20 protein-coding genes are annotated in these 21,937 nt (G+C 67.4%); 4 read left to right on the top strand and 16 right to left on the bottom strand.

Annotation, left to right across the window (positions count from 1 at the left end; all coding sequences use genetic code 11):
- The first annotated feature begins 139 nt into the window (after positions 1-139).
- Positions 140-1,498: a hypothetical protein gene (locus QZ951_RS05540; protein ID WP_292999414.1), complete on the top strand. Its 1,359-nt coding sequence runs from the start codon at positions 140-142 to the stop codon at positions 1,496-1,498.
- Between the two features lie 127 nt (positions 1,499-1,625).
- Here the strand turns inward: QZ951_RS05540 and QZ951_RS05535 are convergent, their stop codons facing one another.
- The 4 genes from QZ951_RS05535 to QZ951_RS05520 all read right to left on the bottom strand — a co-directional run bounded on the left by QZ951_RS05535 (position 1,626) and on the right by QZ951_RS05520 (position 5,720).
- On the bottom strand, positions 1,626-2,132 hold the full coding sequence (locus QZ951_RS05535) for a DUF417 family protein (protein WP_292999412.1): 507 nt from the start codon (positions 2,130-2,132) through the stop codon (positions 1,626-1,628).
- Positions 2,133-2,142: 10 nt separating this feature from the next.
- Complete coding sequence (locus QZ951_RS05530; RefSeq protein WP_292999410.1) at positions 2,143-3,309, bottom strand: beta-propeller fold lactonase family protein; 1,167 nt, start codon at positions 3,307-3,309, stop codon at positions 2,143-2,145.
- Positions 3,310-3,558: 249 nt separating this feature from the next.
- Complete coding sequence (locus QZ951_RS05525) at positions 3,559-4,029, bottom strand: GNAT family N-acetyltransferase (RefSeq protein WP_292999408.1); 471 nt, start codon at positions 4,027-4,029, stop codon at positions 3,559-3,561.
- The gene (locus tag QZ951_RS05520) at positions 4,026-5,720 is read right to left on the bottom strand and encodes an AMP-binding protein (RefSeq protein ID WP_292999406.1); all 1,695 of its coding nucleotides are present in this window, start codon (positions 5,718-5,720) and stop codon (positions 4,026-4,028) included. The genes QZ951_RS05525 and QZ951_RS05520 overlap by 4 nt, the downstream gene beginning before the upstream one ends.
- 185 nt (positions 5,721-5,905) lie before the next feature.
- On the opposite strand from QZ951_RS05520, the gene QZ951_RS05515 reads away from it, so the two are divergent.
- Together QZ951_RS05515 and QZ951_RS05510 are read left to right on the top strand one after the other, a co-directional pair.
- Positions 5,906-7,069, top strand: coding sequence for an acyl-CoA dehydrogenase family protein (locus QZ951_RS05515; protein WP_292999404.1), 1,164 nt, complete (start codon positions 5,906-5,908; stop codon positions 7,067-7,069).
- Between the two features lie 40 nt (positions 7,070-7,109).
- On the top strand, positions 7,110-7,787 hold the full coding sequence (locus tag QZ951_RS05510; RefSeq protein ID WP_292999402.1) for a transglutaminase family protein: 678 nt from the start codon (positions 7,110-7,112) through the stop codon (positions 7,785-7,787).
- Positions 7,788-7,801: 14 nt separating this feature from the next.
- Here the strand turns inward: QZ951_RS05510 and QZ951_RS05505 are convergent, their stop codons facing one another.
- Genes QZ951_RS05505 through QZ951_RS05475 form a run of 7 tightly spaced genes read right to left on the bottom strand, consistent with a single transcriptional unit; the run spans position 7,802 to position 14,890 of the window.
- Complete coding sequence (locus QZ951_RS05505; RefSeq protein ID WP_292999400.1) at positions 7,802-9,814, bottom strand: biotin carboxylase N-terminal domain-containing protein; 2,013 nt, start codon at positions 9,812-9,814, stop codon at positions 7,802-7,804.
- The gene (locus QZ951_RS05500; RefSeq protein WP_292999398.1) at positions 9,811-10,440 is read right to left on the bottom strand and encodes a GNAT family N-acetyltransferase; all 630 of its coding nucleotides are present in this window, start codon (positions 10,438-10,440) and stop codon (positions 9,811-9,813) included. The genes QZ951_RS05505 and QZ951_RS05500 overlap by 4 nt, the downstream gene beginning before the upstream one ends.
- Complete coding sequence (locus tag QZ951_RS05495; protein ID WP_292999396.1) at positions 10,437-10,856, bottom strand: hypothetical protein; 420 nt, start codon at positions 10,854-10,856, stop codon at positions 10,437-10,439. The genes QZ951_RS05500 and QZ951_RS05495 overlap by 4 nt, the downstream gene beginning before the upstream one ends.
- Positions 10,853-11,677, bottom strand: a complete 825-nt coding sequence (locus QZ951_RS05490) for an enoyl-CoA hydratase-related protein (protein ID WP_366943823.1) — start codon at positions 11,675-11,677, stop codon at positions 10,853-10,855. Before QZ951_RS05490 ends, QZ951_RS05495 begins: the two co-directional genes overlap by 4 nt.
- Before the next feature lie 45 nt (positions 11,678-11,722).
- Positions 11,723-12,019, bottom strand: a complete 297-nt coding sequence (locus QZ951_RS05485; RefSeq protein WP_292999392.1) for a GIY-YIG nuclease family protein — start codon at positions 12,017-12,019, stop codon at positions 11,723-11,725.
- A 50-nt stretch (positions 12,020-12,069) separates the two neighbouring features.
- Entirely contained in the window at positions 12,070-13,236 is a 1,167-nt protein-coding gene (locus tag QZ951_RS05480) for an acyl-CoA dehydrogenase family protein (RefSeq protein ID WP_292999390.1), read from the bottom strand.
- A 28-nt stretch (positions 13,237-13,264) separates the two neighbouring features.
- Positions 13,265-14,890 (bottom strand): acyl-CoA carboxylase subunit beta, encoded by a 1,626-nt coding sequence (locus QZ951_RS05475; protein ID WP_292999388.1) that lies wholly within the window; start codon positions 14,888-14,890, stop codon positions 13,265-13,267.
- Between the two features lie 117 nt (positions 14,891-15,007).
- Between QZ951_RS05475 and QZ951_RS05470 the strand changes: the two genes are divergently transcribed.
- Positions 15,008-15,625: a TetR/AcrR family transcriptional regulator gene (locus QZ951_RS05470; protein ID WP_292999386.1), complete on the top strand. Its 618-nt coding sequence runs from the start codon at positions 15,008-15,010 to the stop codon at positions 15,623-15,625.
- On the opposite strand, the gene QZ951_RS05465 is transcribed toward QZ951_RS05470, so the two are convergent.
- From QZ951_RS05465 to QZ951_RS05445, 5 genes are read right to left on the bottom strand one after another with little or no spacing between them, the layout of a single operon-like run.
- Positions 15,626-17,305 carry a hypothetical protein gene (locus QZ951_RS05465; RefSeq protein ID WP_292999384.1) on the bottom strand — a complete coding sequence of 560 codons (1,680 nt, stop codon included), beginning with the start codon at positions 17,303-17,305 and terminating at the stop codon, positions 15,626-15,628.
- 5 nt (positions 17,306-17,310) lie between these two features.
- Entirely contained in the window at positions 17,311-18,231 is a 921-nt protein-coding gene (locus QZ951_RS05460; protein WP_292999382.1) for a hypothetical protein, read from the bottom strand.
- Between the two features lie 21 nt (positions 18,232-18,252).
- On the bottom strand, positions 18,253-19,470 hold the full coding sequence (locus tag QZ951_RS05455; protein WP_292999380.1) for a hypothetical protein: 1,218 nt from the start codon (positions 19,468-19,470) through the stop codon (positions 18,253-18,255).
- A 37-nt stretch (positions 19,471-19,507) separates the two neighbouring features.
- Positions 19,508-20,836: a hypothetical protein gene (locus QZ951_RS05450; RefSeq protein ID WP_292999379.1), complete on the bottom strand. Its 1,329-nt coding sequence runs from the start codon at positions 20,834-20,836 to the stop codon at positions 19,508-19,510.
- 31 nt (positions 20,837-20,867) lie between these two features.
- The gene (locus QZ951_RS05445; RefSeq protein WP_292999377.1) at positions 20,868-21,920 is read right to left on the bottom strand and encodes a hypothetical protein; all 1,053 of its coding nucleotides are present in this window, start codon (positions 21,918-21,920) and stop codon (positions 20,868-20,870) included.
- Positions 21,921-21,937: the final 17 nt, after the last annotated feature.

Below are 21,937 nucleotides of genomic sequence, written 5' to 3'. Positions count from 1 at the left end.
GGCAATGCTGACTTCGGTCACTGGCGAGGCATTTTTCGCGTGCTAGCCTGACAACGAGATCAGAACGCAGGCAGCGCCTGCCGCGCACAGGGAGACCACCATGTCGAATCGGGGATTGAAACGCGGATGGAATGCGGTTGTGGCGACGTCAGGCCTTGCGCTTGCATCGATCGGGCTGGCACTGACGACAAGCCTGCCGGCGACAGCACAGCTGGGGCTGCCGGGCCTGCCGACCTTGCCGATCAACGTGCCCGTGCGCCAGACGCTGACCTATCCCTGCAACTGGATCGAGTCGATTCATCATCAGCGACGCAACACCGGCTACCCGGATACGCACGCGAACTATCAGGTATCGGCAATGCCGGTGCTGCCGCCGGCCGGCACGGTGATCAAGGTCTCCGGCGTCTATCCGCGAACACGCTACTTCACGTTTTCGGTCTACGACGGCTTCCGGCCGGGCAATCTGCTCGACTCCATTCAGGACTGGCAACTGACGCCGCGGCTCAATGGTCAGCCGGTGCTGCCGCCGAACCTGCTGCCGGCAAATCTGCCGAACAGCGGCAACCACACCTACACCTGGGAAATCACGCTGAAATACACGCCGCCGCCGGCCAACGATGCCGACCGCGAGCCGGACACGCTCTACATGAGCGATGACACCGTGCGCTATCTCGGCTTCCAGATCCCGAACGTGTTCGGCAACAAGCAGCTCGGCCTGCGCACCTATCTGCCGGATGCCGGCCAGAACGAGTTCGGCGGCGCGCCACTGCCGGTGATCACCTACACCGCGCCGGATGGCACCGTGGTGGACTCGCGCAACAATCCCGATCAGGCCCAATGCGATCGCCTGAGCAACGGCCAGGACCTGCTGCTGACGGTGTTTCCGCAGGCCCGGGTCAGCGGCCCCGAGAATGTGGAGTTCCGGCCGGATACCAGTGTCGATACCTTCCACACCTATCCGAACGGTGGCACCAACTACATGCGCGGCCCGGCTGCACGGATCTATTCCGACATGGTCATCGCCCGCTTCCGCATGCCGGTGTCGCCCGATGCCGACGCTCAGAACGCCCTCGTACGCTACACCTCGATCTGCCAGAACCAGTACAACAACACCGCCGTCGTCGCCTGCCTGGCCGACCGCGAACTGACCGTGCAGCCGGATGGCTATGCCATCACCGTGATCTCGACCAACCAGCGCCGGCCGGTCAAGGCCTCGCCCGCGTTCGGCTACAACTGGATGCCGTGGGGCCCGGCAAACGAAGTGCTGGTCTACATCCGGCAGATCCTGCCGAATCCGGGCTTCGTCGGGAACTACGATCTGGCCGAGGCGCAGCCGCGCCAGCCGCTGTCGACGACGATCGGCGTCTGGGCACCGGAGCTGACCTACTGCGACACCCAGACCTTCAACGCCAATGCCGATGCCGGCGGTGCGGCGCTGATCGCCGCATGCCGCGCCAACTACCGGCCGTTCCGCAACGGCATCAATACCGGCAACTGATGCCGGCGATCCATCCGATGCGGCGGGCCTGACGACCCGCCGCGGCTGACCTGAAACCGGAGCACGCGATCGGCGGCTCCGGTTTTTTTTTCGATCCGCCGGGCGACCGCCGACCACCGCCGAGCGTCTAGCGCGCGGCACTGCTCGCCGGTGCCGCACCCGGATTCATCGGCGACACTCGCGCCGCCCGATATGCCTCGCCCGCCGTGCAGACCGATGCCGCGAGCAGCACCAGATCCTTCGCCAGAAACTGCCCCGGCATCGGTGACGGATACGGGAAGCCGTAGCCCGGCTGCCAGACGCCCGGCGTGGTCGCCATGAAGCTCAGCGTGATGATGAAGGTCAGCACGGCACCGCCACTGCCGATCGCCGACGCCAGCGGCGACACGCTGCGAGCCGCCATCAGCAGGCCGATCAATACCTCGATCACGCCGATCAGCTTGGACAGGTTGCGCAGGCCCATCGACTGGTGGAGCGGAGACCAGATCGCGCTGTTGACGAGAAACGGCTCGATGCCCAAGGCCTCGTATTCGGTGAACTTCAGCAGGCCGATCCACAGGAAGACCGCGGCCAGTGCGTAGCGCAGCATCTGGAAGCCGGCCGCTTCGATCCTGTGCTCCGCACGGGGGCTCACGTCCGGCAACTCAGTAGACCGCGAGGCCGGAAGCGCCATCGGCCACCGGCAGGCCGCCGATCACTGCGGCACCGAGCGCGGTCAGACTGCCGTCGGTTTCGAGCCGGAACGGCGCCACGCCACCGCTGCCGCGCAGCAGTTGGTACAGGTAGCGGCCATCGCCGCTGATGCCCACGTCCACCGGCTGGCTGGTGGCACCGACGCTGGCCGCCTGCCCGTTCAGCAGACTCAGCGTGCCGTTGCTGGCGCTGGCGTAGCTGGAGATCGTGCCGCTGCCGAAGTTGGCGGTGTAGACGTAGCGCTGATCAGGGCTGACCACGATCCAGCAGGCATCGGTCTGGCCGTTGGCGATCGAACGGCTGACCGGCGTCATCGCCCCCGTGGCCTGCACGCTGTAGGACGACGTGGCCGAACGCGCGGCAAACGCGTTGAACGCTTCCACCACCACGACGCTGCCATCCGCACGGAACGCGAGACTGAACGGCCGTATGCCGACCGAGGCATTGGCCACCGGCACCGCACTCGCCAGACCATCGCTGCCGACTGTGAACGCATCGATGGTGTTGACCGGCGTCAGCAGCGCGTTGGCGGTCTTGTGTGTGACCAGCAGCAATCCGCCATCCGGGCTGAACTGCACGATGCCGGGCACGGCGATCGGCGAACTGAGCGCGCGAAACGAGTTCGCGATCGGCGTCAGCGTGCCGTCGGCGGCGATCCGGAAACCGGTGATGCCATTGCCGGCCACCGAGCCATTGAGCACGTACAGCAGCGTGCCGGACAGCGTCAGGCCGACCGGCTGATCGCCGACGGCAATGCGCTGCACGAAGGTCAGAGTCGAACCGCTGACCGAAAACACCGTCAGATCGTCGCTGCCGGCGTTGACGGCGTACAGGAAGCGGTTGTCGCGGCTCAGGCGCAGCGATCCCTGCGTATCGAGATCGACGCCGATGCCGAGGCCGCGGGTCGAAACGCTGTCGGCATTGCGGGTCAGGCTGCCGTCGCTGGCCCGGGTGTAGGCCACGATGCGGTTGTCGGCCGTGACATTGGTCACGGCGAAGACGGCACCTTGCGTGTCCTGGCCATTGGCCTTGCCGCAACCGGTGGTGACGAAAACGGCGCTGGCAATTAGTGCCGCGCAGACGAGCCGGAGCCGCATGCGCTTGCTGATGGTGATCATGGAATTTCCTCGGCGTGCAGCCAGCAGTCGGGGACCGTGGTTCACTGCAGTCGCGGGGATTCGCAACGCGCCGACTTTGCGCCGGCACTGACCGCCACTCGGTACGACGCCGAACATTGCGAAGCGCGGATGCCGTGACCCATGCGGCATCGGGTTTCGCCGATCATGCGGCGTACGCGCAGCGCAGCATCGATCCGCTGCCGCATCGCTTCCGAAGCCGCAGGCGCCCGGCCGCAGGCCGGCCGGCGGTCAGCCGAGCGCGAGCACCATGTCGCAGCGGTCGATGCCCGGCGCGAAGCCGCCGGGCACGATGCGCTTTGTGACGAAGCCGTGGCGCTGGTAGAAGCCGGCCGCGTGCTGGCTGGTGCTCAGGCGCACGTCGAGCACGCCGCCTTCGGCACGAATCGCGCGCAGGCGAACATCGAGCAGCACGGTGCCGTAGCCGGCGCGATGCTGGTTCCGCTGCACCATCGCCCAGCACAGGTCGGCGCAGCGGCCATCGGCGCTGAGCGCGTAGCCGGCACTGCCCTGCACCGCGCCATCGGCATCGACGACGACGAAGTAGCGACCCGGCCGCGCATCGAGAAAATCCTCGAAATCCGCCCGCTCGGACGGATCGAAGAACATCGGCACATTGCTGTCGAACGCGGCGAGGCAGGCCTCGCGGTCACCCGCTTCGTAGGCGCGCGCGTGAACCGCTGCGGCCGCGTCGCGGCTCACGCGGCACCGTGCCAGACCACCGCCTTCTTCGCCTTCGCCCAGGTGTCGAAGTCCTTGGTGTAGGCGTCTTCGACGACGTTGCGCTTGATTTTCAGCGTCGGCGTGATGAAGCCGTTCTCGACCGTCCACGAGCCGGGCACGACCACGAGATGGGTCAGGTGCTCGTGCGGATCGGCCTGCTCGTTCGCTGCGGCCATCGTCGCCGCGAGCGAGGCGCCAAGGGCTTCGCGCTGCGCCGGATCGGTGAACGCGGGCTGCGCATCCGGGCTCAGGATGACGATCGCGAACGGCTGCGGGAAGCCGGCACCGGTGACGCAGACCGCCTCGATCTTCGGGTGCGCCGCCAGGCGGTTCTCGATCGGCGCCGGGGCCACGTACTTGCCCTTGCCGGTCTTGAACAGTTCCTTCACGCGGCCGGTGATCTTCAGGCGGTTCTCGCTATCGATCTCGCCGCGGTCGCCGGTGTGCAGCCAGCCGTCCTCGGTCAGCGCTTCGCGGGTTTTCTCGGGCTCCTTGAAGTAGCCCATCATGTTGCAAGGCGAGCGGACCATGATCTCGCCGTTCTCGGCGATGCGATGCTCGACCTCGTCATACGGCACGCCGACATAGCCCGGCCGCCCCTGCCCCGGCTTGCTGCCGTGCGAGACACCGAAGTTCTCGGACATGCCATAGCCTTCGAGCAGATCGAGCCCGAGCGAGCGATACCAGTAGATCATCGAGGCCGGCATCGGGGCCGCCCCGCCGCCGGCGAAGCGCACGGTATCGAAGCCGAGCTGCTTCAGGATCTTCTTCTTGACGATGCGGCCGAGAATCGGGATGCGGAACAGGCGGTCGAGCTTTTCCTTCGGCGCCTTGGCGAACACGCCCTGCTGGAACTTGACCCACAGGCGCGGCACCGAGATGAACAGGGTCGGACGCGCACGCTGCAGATCCTGCAGGAAGGTTTCCTGGGTCTCGGCGAAGAAGATCTGCACGCCGCTGCGGATCGACACCGATTCCACCGCCCAGCGCTCGGCGATGTGCGACAGCGGCAGGTACGACAGCATGCGGTCCTGCGGTGTCGGGTTGATGCGCTGCTCCATCGTGATCGGCGCGCGGGCGATCGTGCGGAAGCTGTGCATCACGCCCTTCGGCATGCCGGTGGTGCCGGAGGTGTAGACGATCGTCGCCAGCTCGTCCGGCACGCGCCGCGTCTCGCCCGGCATCGGCGGATTCGATGCGACGATGTCCTCCCAGGTGCGATGGTCGTCGGCCGGCGACAGCACGCAGCCGAAGCGCGTGACCTCGTCCGGAATGCCCGGCCGCATCATCGCGTAATCGTCGAGCTTGCCGACGAAGATCGCCTTCGACTCGCTGTGTTCGAGAATCTGGCGAACGCTGTTCGCGGTCAGGGTCGGGTACAGCGGCACGCTGACATAGCCGGCCATCCAGATCGCGATGTCGGCCATGATCCAGTGCGCGCAGTTCTTCGACAGGATCGCGACCTTCGCATCGACCGGCCACTGGTGGATGCGGCCGTACGACTGCAGCCATTCGGCCACGCGGCGCGCTTCGTTGATCGCTTCGGCCCAGGTCCAGCTTCTGACCTCGCCCTTGCCCATCGGCTGGGTCAGCCAGGTGTGATCCGCCAGTTCCTTTTCCCAGCGGTAGATGCGGGAAAGCGGCAGGTCATCCTGTGAAATCGGCATCATCGGTTGCTTCCTCGGTCGTGCATGTTCCGGGCGGGTGGCGGCCATCGTGCGTCAAAAGCAGCGCGAATGGTACGGCTGACGGTAATGTCCGTTGTTGTAACGAATATTGTTGTAGCGCAATGGTAACCGACGCCCTAGAGTCTGCCCAACGCAAACCAGCCGCCGATGGAAACAGGACGATTACCGTGAACAAGCCCGTCACCCCCAGCATCGCGTCGCCGTTCTACACCGAGGAGCACGAGGCCTTCCGGACGCAGGTTCGCCGCTTCGTCGAGCGTGAATGTGCACCGAACCTCGACGCCTGGGAAGCGGCCGAGGAACTGCCGCGCGAGCTGCACGCGAAGGCCGCCGAAGTGGGCCTGCTCGGCATCGGCTTTCCGGAAGCCTACGGCGGCATTCCGGTACCGGACCTGTTCTATCTGGTGATCGCGGTCGAGGAGCTGGCGCGCACCGGCAGCGGGGGTCTCATTGCCAGCCTGCTGAGTCACGGCATCGCGACGCCGCCGCTGATGCACATGGGCTCGCACGAGCAGAAGGAGAAGTTCATGGCGCCGGTGCTGCGCGGCGAGAAGATCGCGGCGCTCGCGATCACCGAGCCCAGCGGCGGCTCGGACGTCGCCAACCTGCGAACCAAGGCCGTCCGCGACGGCGATCACTACATCGTCAACGGCAGCAAGACCTTCATCACCTCGGGCATGCGGGCGGACTACCTCACCGTCGGCGTGCGCACCGGCGGCGATGGCATGGGCGGCGTGTCGCTGCTGGTGGTCGAAGCCGGCACGCCGGGCTTCTCGCGCACGCCGTTGCAGAAGATGGGCTGGTGGTGCTCGGATACCGCCACGCTCTATTTCCAGGATTGCCGGGTGCCGGTGGCGAACCGCATCGGCCCGGAGAACGCCGGTTTCATGGCGATCATGATGAACTTCAACAGCGAGCGGATCATGCTCGCCGCGCAGGCCTGGGCGTCGGCGCAGGTCTGCTACGAGGAAGCGCTGGCCTGGGCGCGCGAGCGTCAGACCTTCGGCAAGCCGCTGATCACGCGGCAGGTCATTCGCCACAAGCTGGTCGATCTGAAGATGCGGATCGATTCGGTCAAGGCGCAGCTCGACATCCTGTGCTGGCGCATCGCGCAGAAGCAGTTGCCGATCGCCGATGTCTGCCTGCTGAAGAATCTCGCGACCTCGACGCTCGAACACGTGGCCGGCGAAGCGGTGCAGATCCTCGGCGGCGCCGGCTACCTGCGCGGCAGCAAGGTCGAGCGGATCTTCCGCGAAACCAAGGTGCTGTCGATCGGCGGCGGTGCCTCGGAAATCATGAAGGATCTCGCGGCCAAGCAGCTCGGCTACTGAAGGCTTCCCGCCCGCCGCCTCGAATGCGACGATTCGGCGCATGAACGATCAATCCGCTGCCCTGGCCGCCACGGCCTTCGTCGATGCCGATCACCCGGCGATCCGCACGTTTGCCGCCGAGGCCATCGGCACGCTGAGCGATGACCGCGAGAAGGCCGTCGCGCTGTACTACGCCGTGCGCGATGGTTTTCGCTACGACCCGTACGCGATCGACCTGTCGGACCGCGGCATGCAGGCCAGCACGGTGCTCGCGAATGGCCGCAGCTGGTGCGTGCCGAAGGCGGCGCTGCTCGCCGCCGTGTGTCGCGCCACCGGCATTCCCGCCCGGCTCGGCTTTGCCGACGTGAAGAATCACCTGTCGACCGAACGCCTGCGCGAAACGATGCAGACCGATGTCTACTACTGGCACGGCTACACCGCGATCCTGATCGACGGTGTGTGGCGCAAGGCGACACCGGCGTTCAACATCGAACTGTGCACGAAGCTGTCGCTGAAGCCGCTGGAGTTCGATGGCCGTGAAGACTCGATCTATCACCCGTTCGATCTCGTCGGCAATCGCCACATGGAATACGTGAACTTTCGCGGCGAGTTCGACGACCTGCCGATCGCCGCGCTCCGCCGCGATTTCGCCAAGCACTACCCGCGGCTGATCGGCCTTGATCGGGCTGCCGACTTCACGGCGGACGTCGAAGCTGAGGCCGCCGCCAGCCGCGGCTGACGCGCCGCCGCGGCTCAGCCCGCGTCCGGCGTCAGCTGTACCAGCAACTGTCGCGCCTTCACCTGCGTGCCGGGCGCGACACTGACGGTTTCGACCGTGCCGGCCACCGGGGCCGCGAGCTGGAACTCCATCTTCATCGCCTCCAGCACGGCCAGGGTCTGACCCTTGGCGACACGCGCGCCCGGCTGAACCATCACCGCGACGATCTTGCCGTCGCTGTGCGCGGTGATGCGGCCATCGGAACCTGCGGCGGTGGTCTCGGCCGGCGCGTAGGTGCGATCGACGAACGCTTCGGTGGCGCCTTCCGCCATGATCCACAGCACCTCGTTCGCGCCGCGGGCGTAGCGGGCGTGGCCCTGCACGCCGTCGGCCAGATAGCGGAAGCGGCCGGCTTCGACCGCGGTCACGTCAACGCCGAGGACGCTGCCGCCGATCACGGCGCTGAACTGCCGGCCATGGCGTGCCTGCAATTCAAGCGCGTAGTCGGTGGAACCCCAGCGCAATGCGAGATCGACCGGCGACTCGTGCGAGCTGTGCCAGCCGATCATCTCGCTGCCGAGCCCATGCTCGGCCGCCAGGCGCTGCGCGTCATCGAGATACAGCGCGACGGCGGCCAGCAGCACGAGGCGCGCCGAAGGCTGCGCCGACGCGATCGTCGACTGCGGAAAGTGCTGGCCGACGAACGCCGTGCTGAACGCGCCGGAGGCAAACGCGTCGGTCGCGAGGATGGCCGCGAGGTAATCCTTGTTCGAGGCCACGCCGAGCAGTGCCGTGTCGCGCACCAGCTTCAGCAGCCGCGTGCGGGCGATCTCGCGATCCTCGCCCCAGGCGATCAGCTTGGCCTGCATCGAGTCGTAATGCGGGCTGATGCGGCCGCCGGTTTCGAGATAGGTATCGACGCGGATGCCATCGCCGCCGGGCGCCTCCCACAGCAGCACATCGCCGGTCTGCGGCAGATAGTTCTGGCGCGGATCTTCCGAACACAGGCGCACTTCGATGGCGTGGCCGAAGCGATTGTCGAGGATCTCCGCCTGCGTCAGCGGCAGCGGCTCGCCCTGCGCGATGCGCAGCTGCCAGGCGACGAGATCGACGCCGTAGACCAGCTCGGTCACCGGATGCTCGACCTGCAGGCGCGTGTTCATTTCGAGGAAGTAGAACGCCCCGTCGGCGGCCAGCAGGAACTCGACAGTACCGGCACCGACATAGTTGACCGCCTTCGCCGCGGCCACGGCGGCTTCGCCCATTCGCGCCCGCAGCGCGTCATCGACCGCCGGACTCGGCGCTTCCTCGACCACCTTCTGGTTGCGGCGCTGGATCGAGCAATCGCGCTCGCCCAGATGCACGACGTTGCCGTGACGATCGCCGAAGATCTGGATCTCGACGTGGCGTGCGTCGATCACCGCTTTCTCGATCAGCAGCTGACCGCTGCCGAAGGCGTTGCTCGCTTCCGAGCGTGCCGAGGCAATCGCGTCGCCAAGCTGCGCCTCATCGTGGACCAGTCGCATGCCGCGACCACCGCCGCCGGCTGCCGCCTTGACCATCACCGGCAGGCCGGCGCGCTTGGCTTCGGCGATCAGCGTGGCGTCGCGCTGGTCATCACCCTGATAGCCCGGCACGCACGGCACGCCGGCGGCCAGCATGCGGATCTTTGACGCGCTCTTGTTGCCCATCGCTTCGATCGACGCGGCATCCGGGCCGATGAAGACGAGGCCGGCGTCGTGCACGGCCTGCGCGAAGTCGGCACGTTCCGACAGGAAGCCGTAACCCGGGTGGATCGCCTGCGCGCCGCTGGTCTTGGCCGCGGCGAGGATCTGCTCGATCCGCAGATAGCTGTCCTTCGCCGGCGCCGGACCGATGCGCACCGCCTCATCGGCTTCACGCACGTGCAGCGCGTCGGCGTCGGCATCGCTGTAGACGGCGACCGTGCGGTATCCCTGCGCCTTGGCGCCGCGGATGACGCGAACGGCGATCTCGCCCCGGTTGGCGACGAGGACCTTGGTGAAGCGCTTCTGGGCGGACGGGTTCAAGCGGGAATTCCTTCGGGATCGAGTCCCGCGGCAAAGTGGCCGAGCCATGCGGCCCGGTGACATTCGAAGTACGCGAGCCGGCCGCTCTTCACGAGATTCGGATGCGGAAACAGGCGATCACCGACGCGGTGGAGGCCGACATTGGTCAGCACGCGCTGCGACACGACGTGATCGAGATCGGTGATCGCGGTGATCAGCTCGAGGCGCTTGCGGGTGAAGCCGTACAGCATCAGCGCCAGCGACATCTCGGTGGCATAACCCCGCCCCCAGTGCGCGCGCTCGATGCGGTAGCCGACCTGGATCAGCGGCTCGCCGTGGATATGGTTCAGGCAGTGCATGCCGACGGTTTCGCCGGTCTCGCGCAGCGTGGTCAGCCAGATGCCGAAGCCGGGATGCACGTCGTAGTAGTTCAGCATCCGGGCATCGAGGAACGCGCGCGACTGCTCTCGTGTCATCACGCCGCCGAGATAGCGCATCACTTCCGGATCGGCGTTGATCGCGACCAGCGACGGCAGATCATCGAGCGTGTAGCGGCGCAGCACGAGACGCGCGGTGGTCAGACCGTCCCCGGCGTCGTGCGGCATGCGCACGGGCACCGGCATCGGCGGTCGCGCGAGCACGCTCACGACGGCAGCTTCACCTGGCAGCCGCTCAGCAGCACGATGCCATCGCGCGAAGCGGTGGCCTTCTCGCCGACCACGCGGACATTGACCGAGTCGCCGAGGAACAGGGTGCCGTCTTCGGTCGCGACCGGTCGCAGCACATGCGTGTCGCCATCCAGGACGACGCGCGTGCGCTGATCGGTGAAGAACTGCAGCACCATCGTCTGACCGCCATTGCAGACGTACTGCACGCGCTGGTACTCGGTCGGGTTGTCGACCGGCAGGATCGGCGCGACGTCGCCCTTCAGCCTGGCGCCTGCCGTCACCGGATCGGCAGCTGCGCCGGTCTTGGCATCGTTCGACTTCTTGTCCGAGCAGCCCGCGACCATCAGGGTTGCCGCCAGCAGGGCTGCGAGCGGCAGGTTCAGCGTGCACGTCATGTTGGCTCCACCCAGTTCGGTTTTCGCTTCTGGACGAAGGCACCAATGCCTTCGGCCGACTCCGGCCCGCGCACCGCTTCCGCGAACTTCGCGGCGGCATCGTCGAGCACCTGATCCATGTCCTGACGCGCGACGTTCAGGATGATCGCCTTGGTCATCGCGTTCGCAGCCGGCGCGCAGTTCAGCACCTGCGCCAGCGCCGCATCGAGCTTCGTCGACAGTTCCGCCTCGTCCACGTAGCCGTCATGCACCACTCCCAGACGCAGCGCTTCGGCACCATCGAACATCGCGCCGGTCAGGCACAGGCGGCGGGCCTGCGTCAGGCCGATGCGCTCGACCACGAACGGGGCGATCTGCGCCGGCGGCAAGCCGCGCGTGGTTTCCGGCAGGCCGAACTTCGCATCCGACTTCGCGAACGCGATGTCGGACACGCACGCCAGCCCGAAGCCCCCGCCGAGCACCGCGCCTTCGCAGATCGCGATGACGACCTGCGGCGCCGTGCCGACCTTCCGCATCACCGCCCCGAACGCCCGCGAGTTCGCGGCCACCGGATCGGTTTCGCCGGCAACCGCTGGCTTCAGGCCGCTGGCCATCATCTCCTTCAGGTCGCCACCGGCACAGAAGTGACCACCGGCACCGCGCAGCACGATCGCCCGGATCGTCCGGTCGTCGCGCACGGCATCGAACAGCGCACCGATCGCCGCGACCATGTCGCGCGTCATCGCATTGCGCGCCTCCGGCCGGTTCAGCGTCACGTGCAGCACGCCGCGCTCGAGGCGTGCCGGTAGCTGAGGGTGTTGTGGAATGTCGGCCAAGTTCATCACTCAATACAAATCGTCATTCCCGCGAAGGCGGGAATCCATGGTTCAGACTGCGATGCCGTCAAACAGATCATTCCAATTGGGATTTTCAGCTTCGATCAAACCGACTTTCCAAGGACGATTCCACTTCTTGAGCTGCTTCTCGCGCGTGATCGCCGATACCGCATCCGGATGAACCTCGAACCAAACCAGTCGGTGGACACCGTATTGGCGCGTAAACCCCGCTACTACATCATTCCTGTGTTGCCAGACTCGTTGCACCAGATCGGAAGTGACGCCGATGTAGAGTGTTCCGTTCTTCTGGCTGGCCTGCATGTAAACGAAGAAGTGCTTTTCGTTCATGCGCGGTCAATCCTTTGACCGTGGATTCCCGCCTGCGCGGGAATGACAAATTACGACACCTTCCGCTTGCCCCCGTAGCCCAGACCCTTCGCCAGAATGCGCAGCATGATCTCGTCGGCACCGCCGCCGATCGAGTGCAGACGCAGGTCGCGGTAGAACTGCGCGACCGACGATTCCCACATGTAGCCCTGGCCGCCCCAGTACTGCAGGCAGCTGTCGGTCACTTCACGGGCCAGACGTCCGCTCTTGAGCTTGGCCATCGAGGCCAGCATCGTCGCGTCGCGGCCGGCGACGTGTTCGCTGGTGGCGCGATAGGTCAGCGCCCGCAGGGCCTCGACTTCCGTCGTCAGTTCGGCGAGGCGGAAGTTGATCACCTGATTGTCGAGCAGCGAGCCGCCGAAGGCCTGCCGCTGGCGCGTGTAGTCGGCGGTATCGGCGATGACCTTCTCCATCGCCGCGATGACGCTGGCGGCGAGGAAGATCCGCTCTTCCTGAAACTGCTGCATCTGGTAGACGAAGCCGCGGCCTTCTTCGCCGATCAGGTGTCGGGCCGGCACGCGGACTTCATCGAGGAAGATCATCGCGGTGTCGCTCGAACGCTGGCCGAGCTTGTCCAGCTTCTGCGTGCGATCAACGCCCTTGGCATCGAGCGGCACGACGATCAGCGACTTCGACGCATGCTTGTTGATCGATGCATCGCCCGTGTTGACGAGCATGCAGGCCCAATCCGCCTGCGTGCCGTTGGTGATCCACATCTTCGAGCCGGTGATCACGTATTCGTCACCGACCTTGCGGGCCACGGTCTTGACGCCGGCCACGTCGGAACCGGCCCCGGCTTCGCTGACCGCGATCGCCGCGACCAGATCACCGGCGACCGCCGGCTTGAGATAGTTTTCCTTCAGATAGTCGTTGCCGAAGCGCGCCAGCGCCGGCGTGGCCATGTCGGTCTGCACGCCGATGGCCATCGGAACACCGCCGCAGGAACACGTGCCGAGCGCTTCGGCAAACGCCACCTGATAGCTGTAGTCGAGCCCGAGCCCGCCGACGCTTTCCGGCTTCGCGATGCCGAGCAGGCCGAGGTCGCCCATCTTCTTCAGCACTTCGCGCGCCGGCCAGATGCCGGCCTTCTCCCAATCCTTGACGTGCGGGTTCAGCTCGGTTTCGACGAACTTCTTCGTCGTGTCGTACAGCGATTGATGTTCGTGCGTGAAGTGCATGGCGCGCTCTCGGAAAGGAAAGGGGGAATCAGAAACGGGCGACGCCGAAGCTGTTCGGCGACACCGGCCGGCTCTGCGCTTCGCGGCAGATCGACAAGGTCATGCCGAGCACGCGGCGGGTATCGCGCGGGTCGATGATGCCGTCGTCGAACAGCCGGGCGCTGGCGGCGTAGGCGGTGGACTGTTCGTCGAACTGCCGGACGATGCCGGCCTCGATCGCGGCGAGTTTGGCTTCCTCGGCATCGCCGATGGTGCGGCCTTCCTTCAGCCACTTCTCGCGGGTGACGATGCCCATCACCTTCGCCGCCTGTTCGCCGCCCATCACCGCGGTGCGTGAATTGGGCCACGCGAAGATGAATTCCGGACCGAAGCCGCGGCCGCACATGCCGTAGTTGCCGGCACCGAAGCTGCCGCCCATGACGATCGTGAGCTGCGGCACGGTGGCATTGGCCACGGCCTGGATCATCTTCGAGCCGTGCTTGACGATGCCGCCCTGCTCGCTCTCGGTGCCGACCATGTAGCCGGTGGTGTTCATCAGATACACCAGCGGGATGTCCGACTGGCAGCACATCTGGATGAACTGGCCGGCCTTGGTCGCGCCGCGAATCGTGATCGGCCCGTTGTTGCTGATGATGCCGACCTGATGGCCGTGGATCACCGCGCGGCCGCAGATGGTCTGCTGGTCGTACTCGTTCTTGAATTCGAGGAATTCCGAGCCGTCGACCAGGCGCGCGATGACTTCGCGGCAGTCATACGGCTTGCGGTAGTCGGCCGGAACCACGCCGCAGAGTTCGTCGATGTCGTACAGCGGCGCGCGCACTTCGCGCAGCACGGCCGTCGGCTTGCTCCGGTTCCAGTCGAGGTTGCGGACGATGTCGCGCGCGATGCGGATGCCGTCGGCATCGTTCTCGGCGAGGAACTCGCCGGTGCCGGCGACCTGCGTGTGCATCTCCGCGCCGCCGAGGTCCTCGTCGACCGCGATCTCGCCGGTCGCCGCCTTCAGCAGCGGCGGGCCAGCAAGAAACACCTTGGCGTTCTTGCGGATCATCACGACGTAATCGGACAGGCCCGGCATGTAGGCGCCACCGGCGGTCGACGAGCCGTGGACGACGGTGACCTGCGGAATGCCGGCAGCCGACAGCCGCGCCTGATTGGCGAACGTGGTGCCGCCCGGGATGAACAGCTCGGCCTGATACAGCAGGTTGGCGCCGCCGGACTCGATCATCGACACCACCGGCAGCTTCTGCTTCAGCGCGATGTCCTGCAGGCGCAGCGTCTTCTGCACGCCGAATGGCGTCATCGTGCCGCCCTTGATCGCCGAATTCGACGCGATGACCATGCAGCGCACGCCGGACACGTAGCCGATGCCGGTGATCATGTTGCCGCCGGCCAGCGAGCCATCCTTGTCGTCGTGCATCTGGTATCCGCACAAGGTCGACAGCTCCAGCCATGGCGAGCCGCGATCCAGCATCAGGTGCACGCGCTCGCGCGGCAGCAGCTGCCTGCGCTCGTGATAGCGGGCGCGCTTGGTTTCTTCCTCGGCCCGGCCGCGGGCTTCGAGCGCACGGAACTCGGCGATCTTCGCCAGCAGGTCCTCGCGCTGCTGCCGGAACTGCGGGCTGTTGGTGTCGACCTTCGATTCGAGTACCGGCATGACGGCTTCCTGATCGGTGTGCGCGTGCAGGCTGGCACGGCGGCTGGCGCGAAATCTAGCACAAGAAATGAAGTAACCTTCATTTCTTGAATCCAGAGTCACTTCTGCCCGGTCGTCATGGTCTACCGCCGCTCAGCCCTGATGGAGGAACGCCTCGCGAGCAATCGCGAGCGGATCGTCGACGCCTGCCGCACGCTGATCGCCGAGGGCGGCCTGCGCGGCGCGCAGATCAGCGCCGTGGCTCACGTCGCCGGCATGTCGACCGGCATGATCTACCGCTACTTCAAGGCCAAGACCGACCTGTTCGTCGAAGTGCTCGAAGCGGCGGTGACCTCCGAGATCGAACGGCTGGACGCGATCCGCGTCGGTCCGGGCAGCGCCACCGAACGCCTGTATGCCGCGGTCGAGTCGTTCACGCGGCGGGCATTGGCCGGGCCGAACCTCGCGTACGCCTTCATCGCCGAACCGGCCGATCCGGAGGTCGACGTGGCCCGTATTCGCGAGCGCCGGCGCTTCGCGAGCGTCATCGGTCTGATCGTCGCGGATGGCATTGCCCGCGGCGAATTCGCGCCGCAGAACGTCGATGCGAGCGCCGCCTGCATCGTCGGCGCGTACACCGAGGCCCTGGTCGGCCCGATCGGCCCGGCGCGCGAACCGGTGCGCGATCGCGATGCGCTGATCCGCTCGATCTGCACGTTCTGCGTGCGCGCCGTCGGCGGCACGCCGCCGCCCTGACTAGCCAACCGTCGCGCCACGCCCGGGCGATGCCGGCGGGCCGGCCGCCGCGCGGGTCGCGTCACCACTTCCCGCTCCAGACCCAGACCCAGACCCAGACCCAGACCCAGACCCCGAGCCCGAACTCGAGCCCGTGACAGGTCCGGAGCCGGCGGCCGGTGCTGCACCGCCGGAGGCCGGCGCCGAGCCACCCGACGCGGCCGGTGCGACAGCGCTTGAGCCCGATCCGGTACTGGAGCCGGCACCCGAACCCGAGGTGGAACCCGTGCCGGACGCGGGGGCAGTGCCTGCAGCCGGCGCAGCGGTTCCGCTGCCGGGCGGGCGGCTGCCTGTGCCTGTGCCTGTGCCGGTGCCTGTGCCCGTGCCTGTACCCGTCGAGGCCGACCCCGACCCCGACCCGGAACCCGCACTTGCTGCCGCGCCCGGTCTCGGCACGCTCAAGGTCGGCGAGGCCCCGAGCGCCGGGCCTTCGCGGCCAAGCACGGTGTTGGTCGCCGTGCGTCGCTCGGCTTCGGCGGCGCGCTGCGCGGTCTGGCGCGCGCCGCGCTCGGTGCGCGCGGCTGCGGCTTCGGCGTCCGGGTTCAGCGAGTTGGCGCGGATGCGCTCGGCGCTGCTGTCGGCCGCCATCCGGTTCAGCGGCAGGTAGTCGCTGCGGAAGTGGATCTCGACCGACGACGACAGGTCGAGATCGGTGTTCAGTTCCTCGCTCGACTGGCTGCGCTGGGTCGAGACGTAGCCGATGGTGTTCTCGACTTCCGCACTCGCGCCCCACGGCCCGACCGAAGCGCTGGCACCGGCCTTCACCCGGTTCTGGAAGTTGAAGCTGCTGCCACGGTCGTCGTTGGCGACACTGCGGGTGTCGATGTGGAAGCGCATCGCGGCGTTGATCTTGCCGCTGTCGATGACGATGCGCTGCATACCCATCTGCACCATCGTCGCCAGCATCTGCTGCCGTTGCCGCGCAATCTGGCGCCGGGCCAGCGGTACCAGTTGCTCGGGATTCCCGGCGTCCACCGCTTCGTCCGGCTGCATGCCGAGCGCGGTGCGGATCGCGTCCGGTTCCGGCATCGCCTTGCTGGGCCTGAGGCGCAGACGGGACGGCTCGACATCGTCCGGGTCCGGCGGCGGCTCGCCGGGGGTCGGTGGATCCGGCGTTTCCAGTTCGAACTGATCCGGAAACCGGTCGGCCAGCCAGCCGCGCGCGTAGTCCAGGCTGAACTGACTGCCGGCGAAGCCCTCGGCCGACGCGGCGACGTTGTTCAGCAACTCCACGTACTGGTGCATCTGGGTGGCGTTCGAATCGAGCATGGCCTTGAACACGCCATTGATCAGCTCGGTGACGAAGCGCGGAAACGACACGGCATTCAGCACGTCGCGCGTGGTGCCGGCGACCCGCCGTGCCGATTCCCCGAACGGCTGCGCTTCCTGTGCCTGCGCCAGCGGCGCACGCGCGGCGGGGGTCGTGTCGGCGACGGCAAGTTCCTCGCCGATCAGGTCCGAGGCCAGCGCCGACACCTTGACCATCGCGTGCGCCAGCCGCTGCCGATGTTCCGGCGTCAGCGCGTGGTACCCCGGCGAGCGTTCGAGTACGTCGCGCACGGCACTGCGCACCCACGGCGCGGGCGGCGGTGGGCGGGCGGCGGCGGGCGGTGCGGATGCCCCGGCACGGGCTGCCGTCATGGCCTTCAGCCGGCGACGAGACTGCGCCGACGACCGGCGCCGGGCAGCGTCGGCGGTGGCGCTGCGGCCGGCGCCGCCAGCAGCCAGCGCTCGGCGGCGGCGATGACGCCGGCGGTGTCCGGCGCGCGCAGATCGAGCCGATGCTGGCCAGCGGCCGTCGCCCGGGCCAGCCAGCCGAGCACCGTCTGGCCATTGCGGGCGCGGTCGACGTGATCCTGCAGGCTGCGGGTCGAGCCGCCGGTGGCATCGCCCGAGGCCAGCGCCACCAGCGGCCACAGCCCGCGCACCGAGAACGCGGCATGCAGTGCCGGCTCGCGCAGGAAGGCCAGCGCTTCGGTGATCGAAGCGACGATCTCGGTCGCGGCGAACAGGGTCATGCCGCCGGCGCGGGTCAGCAGGAACTCGGCCAGCGCGCGGGCGCTGACTTCCAGCGCGACCGCTTCCCGCAGATCCTCGACCGGGCCGTTGTCGGCATGCGCGGCCAGATCGCGCATCAGCGCGGCCAGCATCCGGTCGAAGTGCGGCGCTTCGAACACGCGCTCGAACAGTTCGCCGCGCTCGGCCTCGGTCAGGCGGTTGCGACGCTCCTGCCAGTAGCGCCGCAGCAGGGGCCCGGCCGCACCGACCGGCTGCGTGATCGCGCCGCTGCCATAGAGCCCGGCCACCTGCTCGGCCGCGCGCAGCACGCCGGCCTGATCCAGTTCGCGCGCCAGATAGAACGGCCCGAGCGGGCCGAGCGTGCGGGCGTCATCGCGGGTCGGCGCGCCATCGGGCAGATCGATGTCGCCGAGTTCGGTCAGTGCCGCCGCCAGCGCCTGACTGCAGTGCTGCAGCGTGTCCGCGGCATCGGCCAGCGCAAGGCCCAGACCGGCCGCCCACGCCGGCTCGTCGGATGCTGCGGCAGCTACGGGTGGCGCGTGCGCCATCGAACCGGGCCGGTCCGAAGCTCAGGGACGCGCCGGCGCGGTGGCGGCCGCGCCGCGTTCCGACGGCTTGACGTTCGGGTCCACCGGCGTCGAATTGCCCTGGATCGCGGCGATCATGCCGGGCGATGCCAGCTTTTCCATCGGGAAGTAGTCGGACTTGAAGTTGACCCGCACCTCGCCGGTCAGCTTGGCCTTCACTTCCGCCTTCGATTCCGAGTTCTCGTCGACCGACGAGGCCACCGTCGTCACATGGCTCTGGGTGTTGACGTTCGACGCCGCCGCGCCGCCCCACGGCAGGAAGGCTCCGGCCGCCACGCGATTGGTGTTGGAGCTGGCATTGCGGTCGTACAGCGACGCCCGCGCGTGGCGCTGGGCCTGATCGCTGGCCTTCAGGTCGAACACCACCTTGGCATTGATCAGGCCATCGGTGACGACGATGCGGTTGATGCCGAGCAGCACCATCGACGCCAGCAACTGCTGGCGACTGCGCGCCATCTGCAGGCGAGCGGCCTGCACCAGCCGCGCCTCGTCTTCCTCGTTCGACAGGTCGCTGACCGGCTTCGCGAGTTGCAGTTCCTCGTTGATGCGCTTGATCGCGGCATCGGCGTCGTCGGCCTTGACCGTGATCCTCGGCGCGCTGTCGTCGCCGGCACCACTCTCGTCGAGATCCAGCGCATCCGGAAACTTCTGCACCAGCCAGTCGCGAGCGTTGTTGGTCGAGATGTTGTCCTGGGCGAAATCGTTGACCGACTGCGACACCGACTTGAGCATCGCGGCGTAGGCGTTCATCTGCTGGATCGACGCCGTGACGATGGCCTGGAACACGTTCTGGATCAGCCCGCCGACGAACTCGGGAAAGTTCACGGAGCCGACCAGTTCCTTGAACTGCTGCGTGCCTTCCTTGATCGCGCCCCCCTTGAAATCGGCGCCGGCGAACGTGCCGACCTTGTCCGAGGCCTTTTTCTTCGCGTTGTCGACGCCGGCATCGGCCTGCGCCTTGGCGAGGATGCCCTGCCCCGGCGTCAGTTCCTGCTTCGCCAGGCCGTCGGGATTGGCCATGTACGAGGCCACGCGCACCATGTTGCGGGCGATGTCCTGCTGCTCCGCCGGCGGCAGTGCGCGGAAGCCGGGCGAGGATTCGAGCAGACGGCGCACCTGCGGCCGCACGGCGGCCAGGGTCTCGTCGTCGAGCCAGGCCGGATGGCGGGAATCGCTCGGGGCCGCGGCGGTCGTGGTCATGGTCGGGCTCGGCGCTCAGGTCGGGATCAGACGGACATCACGGCGTGGCCGCCGGTGGCGTCGCCGCCGCTGCCGGTGCCGCCGGCCGCGAGGCCAGCGTCTTGGTCATGCCCGGCTGCGCGTTGAACTGGATCTGGGCGATCGACTCCGGATTCGCCAGCTTCTCCAGCGGCAGGTAGTCGCTCTTGAAATTCACTTCCATCAGACCGGCCAGCTGCGCCTTGGTCTGGATGTTGGCGTCGATCGAGGTGGTCGACGCCTTCGACAGGGTGATCACCGGCTGCGCGGTGTTCTTGTACTCGCCCTTGGCGTAGTAGCTGGCGTTGCGGGTCGCGCCCTGCGACTGGTAGCCGGCATCCTTGTTGTACGACGACGAGGCGCCGGTGCGGCTGTCCTGGCGGTCGCTCTCGTAGGCGCCCTGGCTCGTGGTGTTCTTCAGCTCGCGGTCGTAGTCGTATTTCTGGGCGCTGCTGCGGTACTGGAAGTTGTCGCGGGCCTGGAACTCGTACTGGACCTTGGCCTGCAGCTTGCCGTCGGTGACGACGATGCGGTTGATGCCGAGCAGCACCATCGTCGCGAGCAGCTGCTGGCGGCTGGTCGCCATCTGGGTTCGTGCGGCCGAGACCAGGATCGACTCGGCGACGTCGTTGTCGAGCTTCTCCAGCGGCTTGTCGAGCGGCAGCGTGCGGTTGATCTTCTCGATCGCCGCCCGGGTGTCGACATCGTCGCGCAGGGTCACCTTCGGTCCGCCACCGCTACCGCCACCGCCACCGCCGCCGAAGCTGCCGAAGTCGTCATCGCCGCCGACGCTGATCTGGAACACGTCCGGGAACTGCTCGACCAGATGATCGCGGCCCTGGTTCTGCGTGGTGTTGTCGTCGCGGAACTGGTTCAGGCTTTTCGAGACGTCCGCCACCATCTTGGCGTAGGCCTCCATCTGCTCGATCGAGCTCTGCACGATCGAATGGAACACGCCGTTGATCAGGCCCGAACAGAACGCCGGAAAGTCGACCTGATCAAGCAGCGCCCCGGCCACGGCTGCGCCCTCGCGCGCGGCCTGGGCCCTGAATTCCGGCACCGCGTCTTCATCGGGTGATTTCTTCTGCGCCAGGCGGCGACCATCGTCGGCCAGCGCCCGCACCGGCTCGCTCTGCTGTTCGGGCTTCAGACGCACGCCGTCCGGCTCGGCCAGATAGCTGCCGATCTGCACCAGACCCTGCGCCAGCGCCTGACGCTTGTCGGGCGACAGCTGCTTGAAGGCATCGCTGCGCTCCAGCAGGTCACGGACGGCAACGCGCGCGGCGTCGCGGGTTTCACGGCTGACCGGAGGTCCGCCGACGGAAGCAGCTTGCGGGGCGTGGCTCATGTTCGAGGCTCGCGGTGGCGCGGGGCGGGAACTACTGGAGGATGCGGCCCTGATCGATGGTGTCGCGCAGCTCGAACTCGATCGGTCGCACGTACAGGCTGATGCGCGCCTGCGCGCGCGGCGTGACCCGCACGCTCAGGACCGAGAAGCTGCCTTGCTCGCTGGCGTCCTGCATGCCGAAGGCGCCGAGCCAGCGATCGAGTGCCGCGAGCTGGCGCGGCCGTTCGGCCAGACCGAGCTTCAGCAGGTCGAGGAAGCGCGACGGCAGGTCCGGCATTGCCGCGAGCAGGATCTCGAGCTTGAGCTCCGGGCCATCCGCACCTTCGCGCAGGCCGATCAGCACGCCGCCATCCGGCAGCTCGAAGCGGCCGCCCAAGGCCACGCCGACCACCCGCATCAGGCTGGGCAATTGATGGCCGATGCCGAGCTGGTTCATCAGCGGCCCGAGCGACGACACGGTCAGCGGTCCGCGATGCATGAAGCTGACGCGCTGGCTGCCGGCGTCGCGCTTGCAGCCGATCGAGGTGAAGATCGGCATCAGGGTCGGCATCACGTCCATCGCAGTCCGCGTCAGCCGCGCGAGCCCCGGTGCCAGCGCGCCGATCTGCGACGGCAGCAGCTCGTAGTAAATCTTCGCGGCGTACAGGCCATCCTCGTCGAAGGCACTGCCGAACCAGGCACCGTAGCTCATCCAGCCCAGCCCGCCCATGCCGCGCCATTCCTCGCTGCGCGAATCGAACCAGCGCAGCGCCTCGTTGCCGAAGATCGGCGAGATCAGCCGGCGCATCTCGCGCGTCGCTTCATCGCGCCGGGCAATCGGCGGCGCATCCGGCGGCAGCGGCTGGATGGTGAAGCGCAGGGTGTCGGGCTCGGCTTCGGAGAACGACGGCTCGTACGGCACGGCACCGGGCGCCAGTCGATTGCGGGCATAGCTGGCATCGTCTTCCGGCAGGCTGAACGCCTGATCGACCATGCGGCCGACCAGCGGCAGCGGATCGCGCGTGCCCAGCCGGTGGGCGGCCATCGCCAGCGAATGCTTGACGTGTTCGGCCATCGGCCGTTTCCCGCGGGGATACTCGCGCATGGCGTGCTCCTGATGAA

Source organism: Nevskia sp. (assembly GCF_021732705.1).
Taxonomy (GTDB): Bacteria; Pseudomonadota; Gammaproteobacteria; order Nevskiales; family Nevskiaceae; genus Nevskia.
This window is presented reverse-complemented; position numbering and strand designations above follow the sequence as displayed.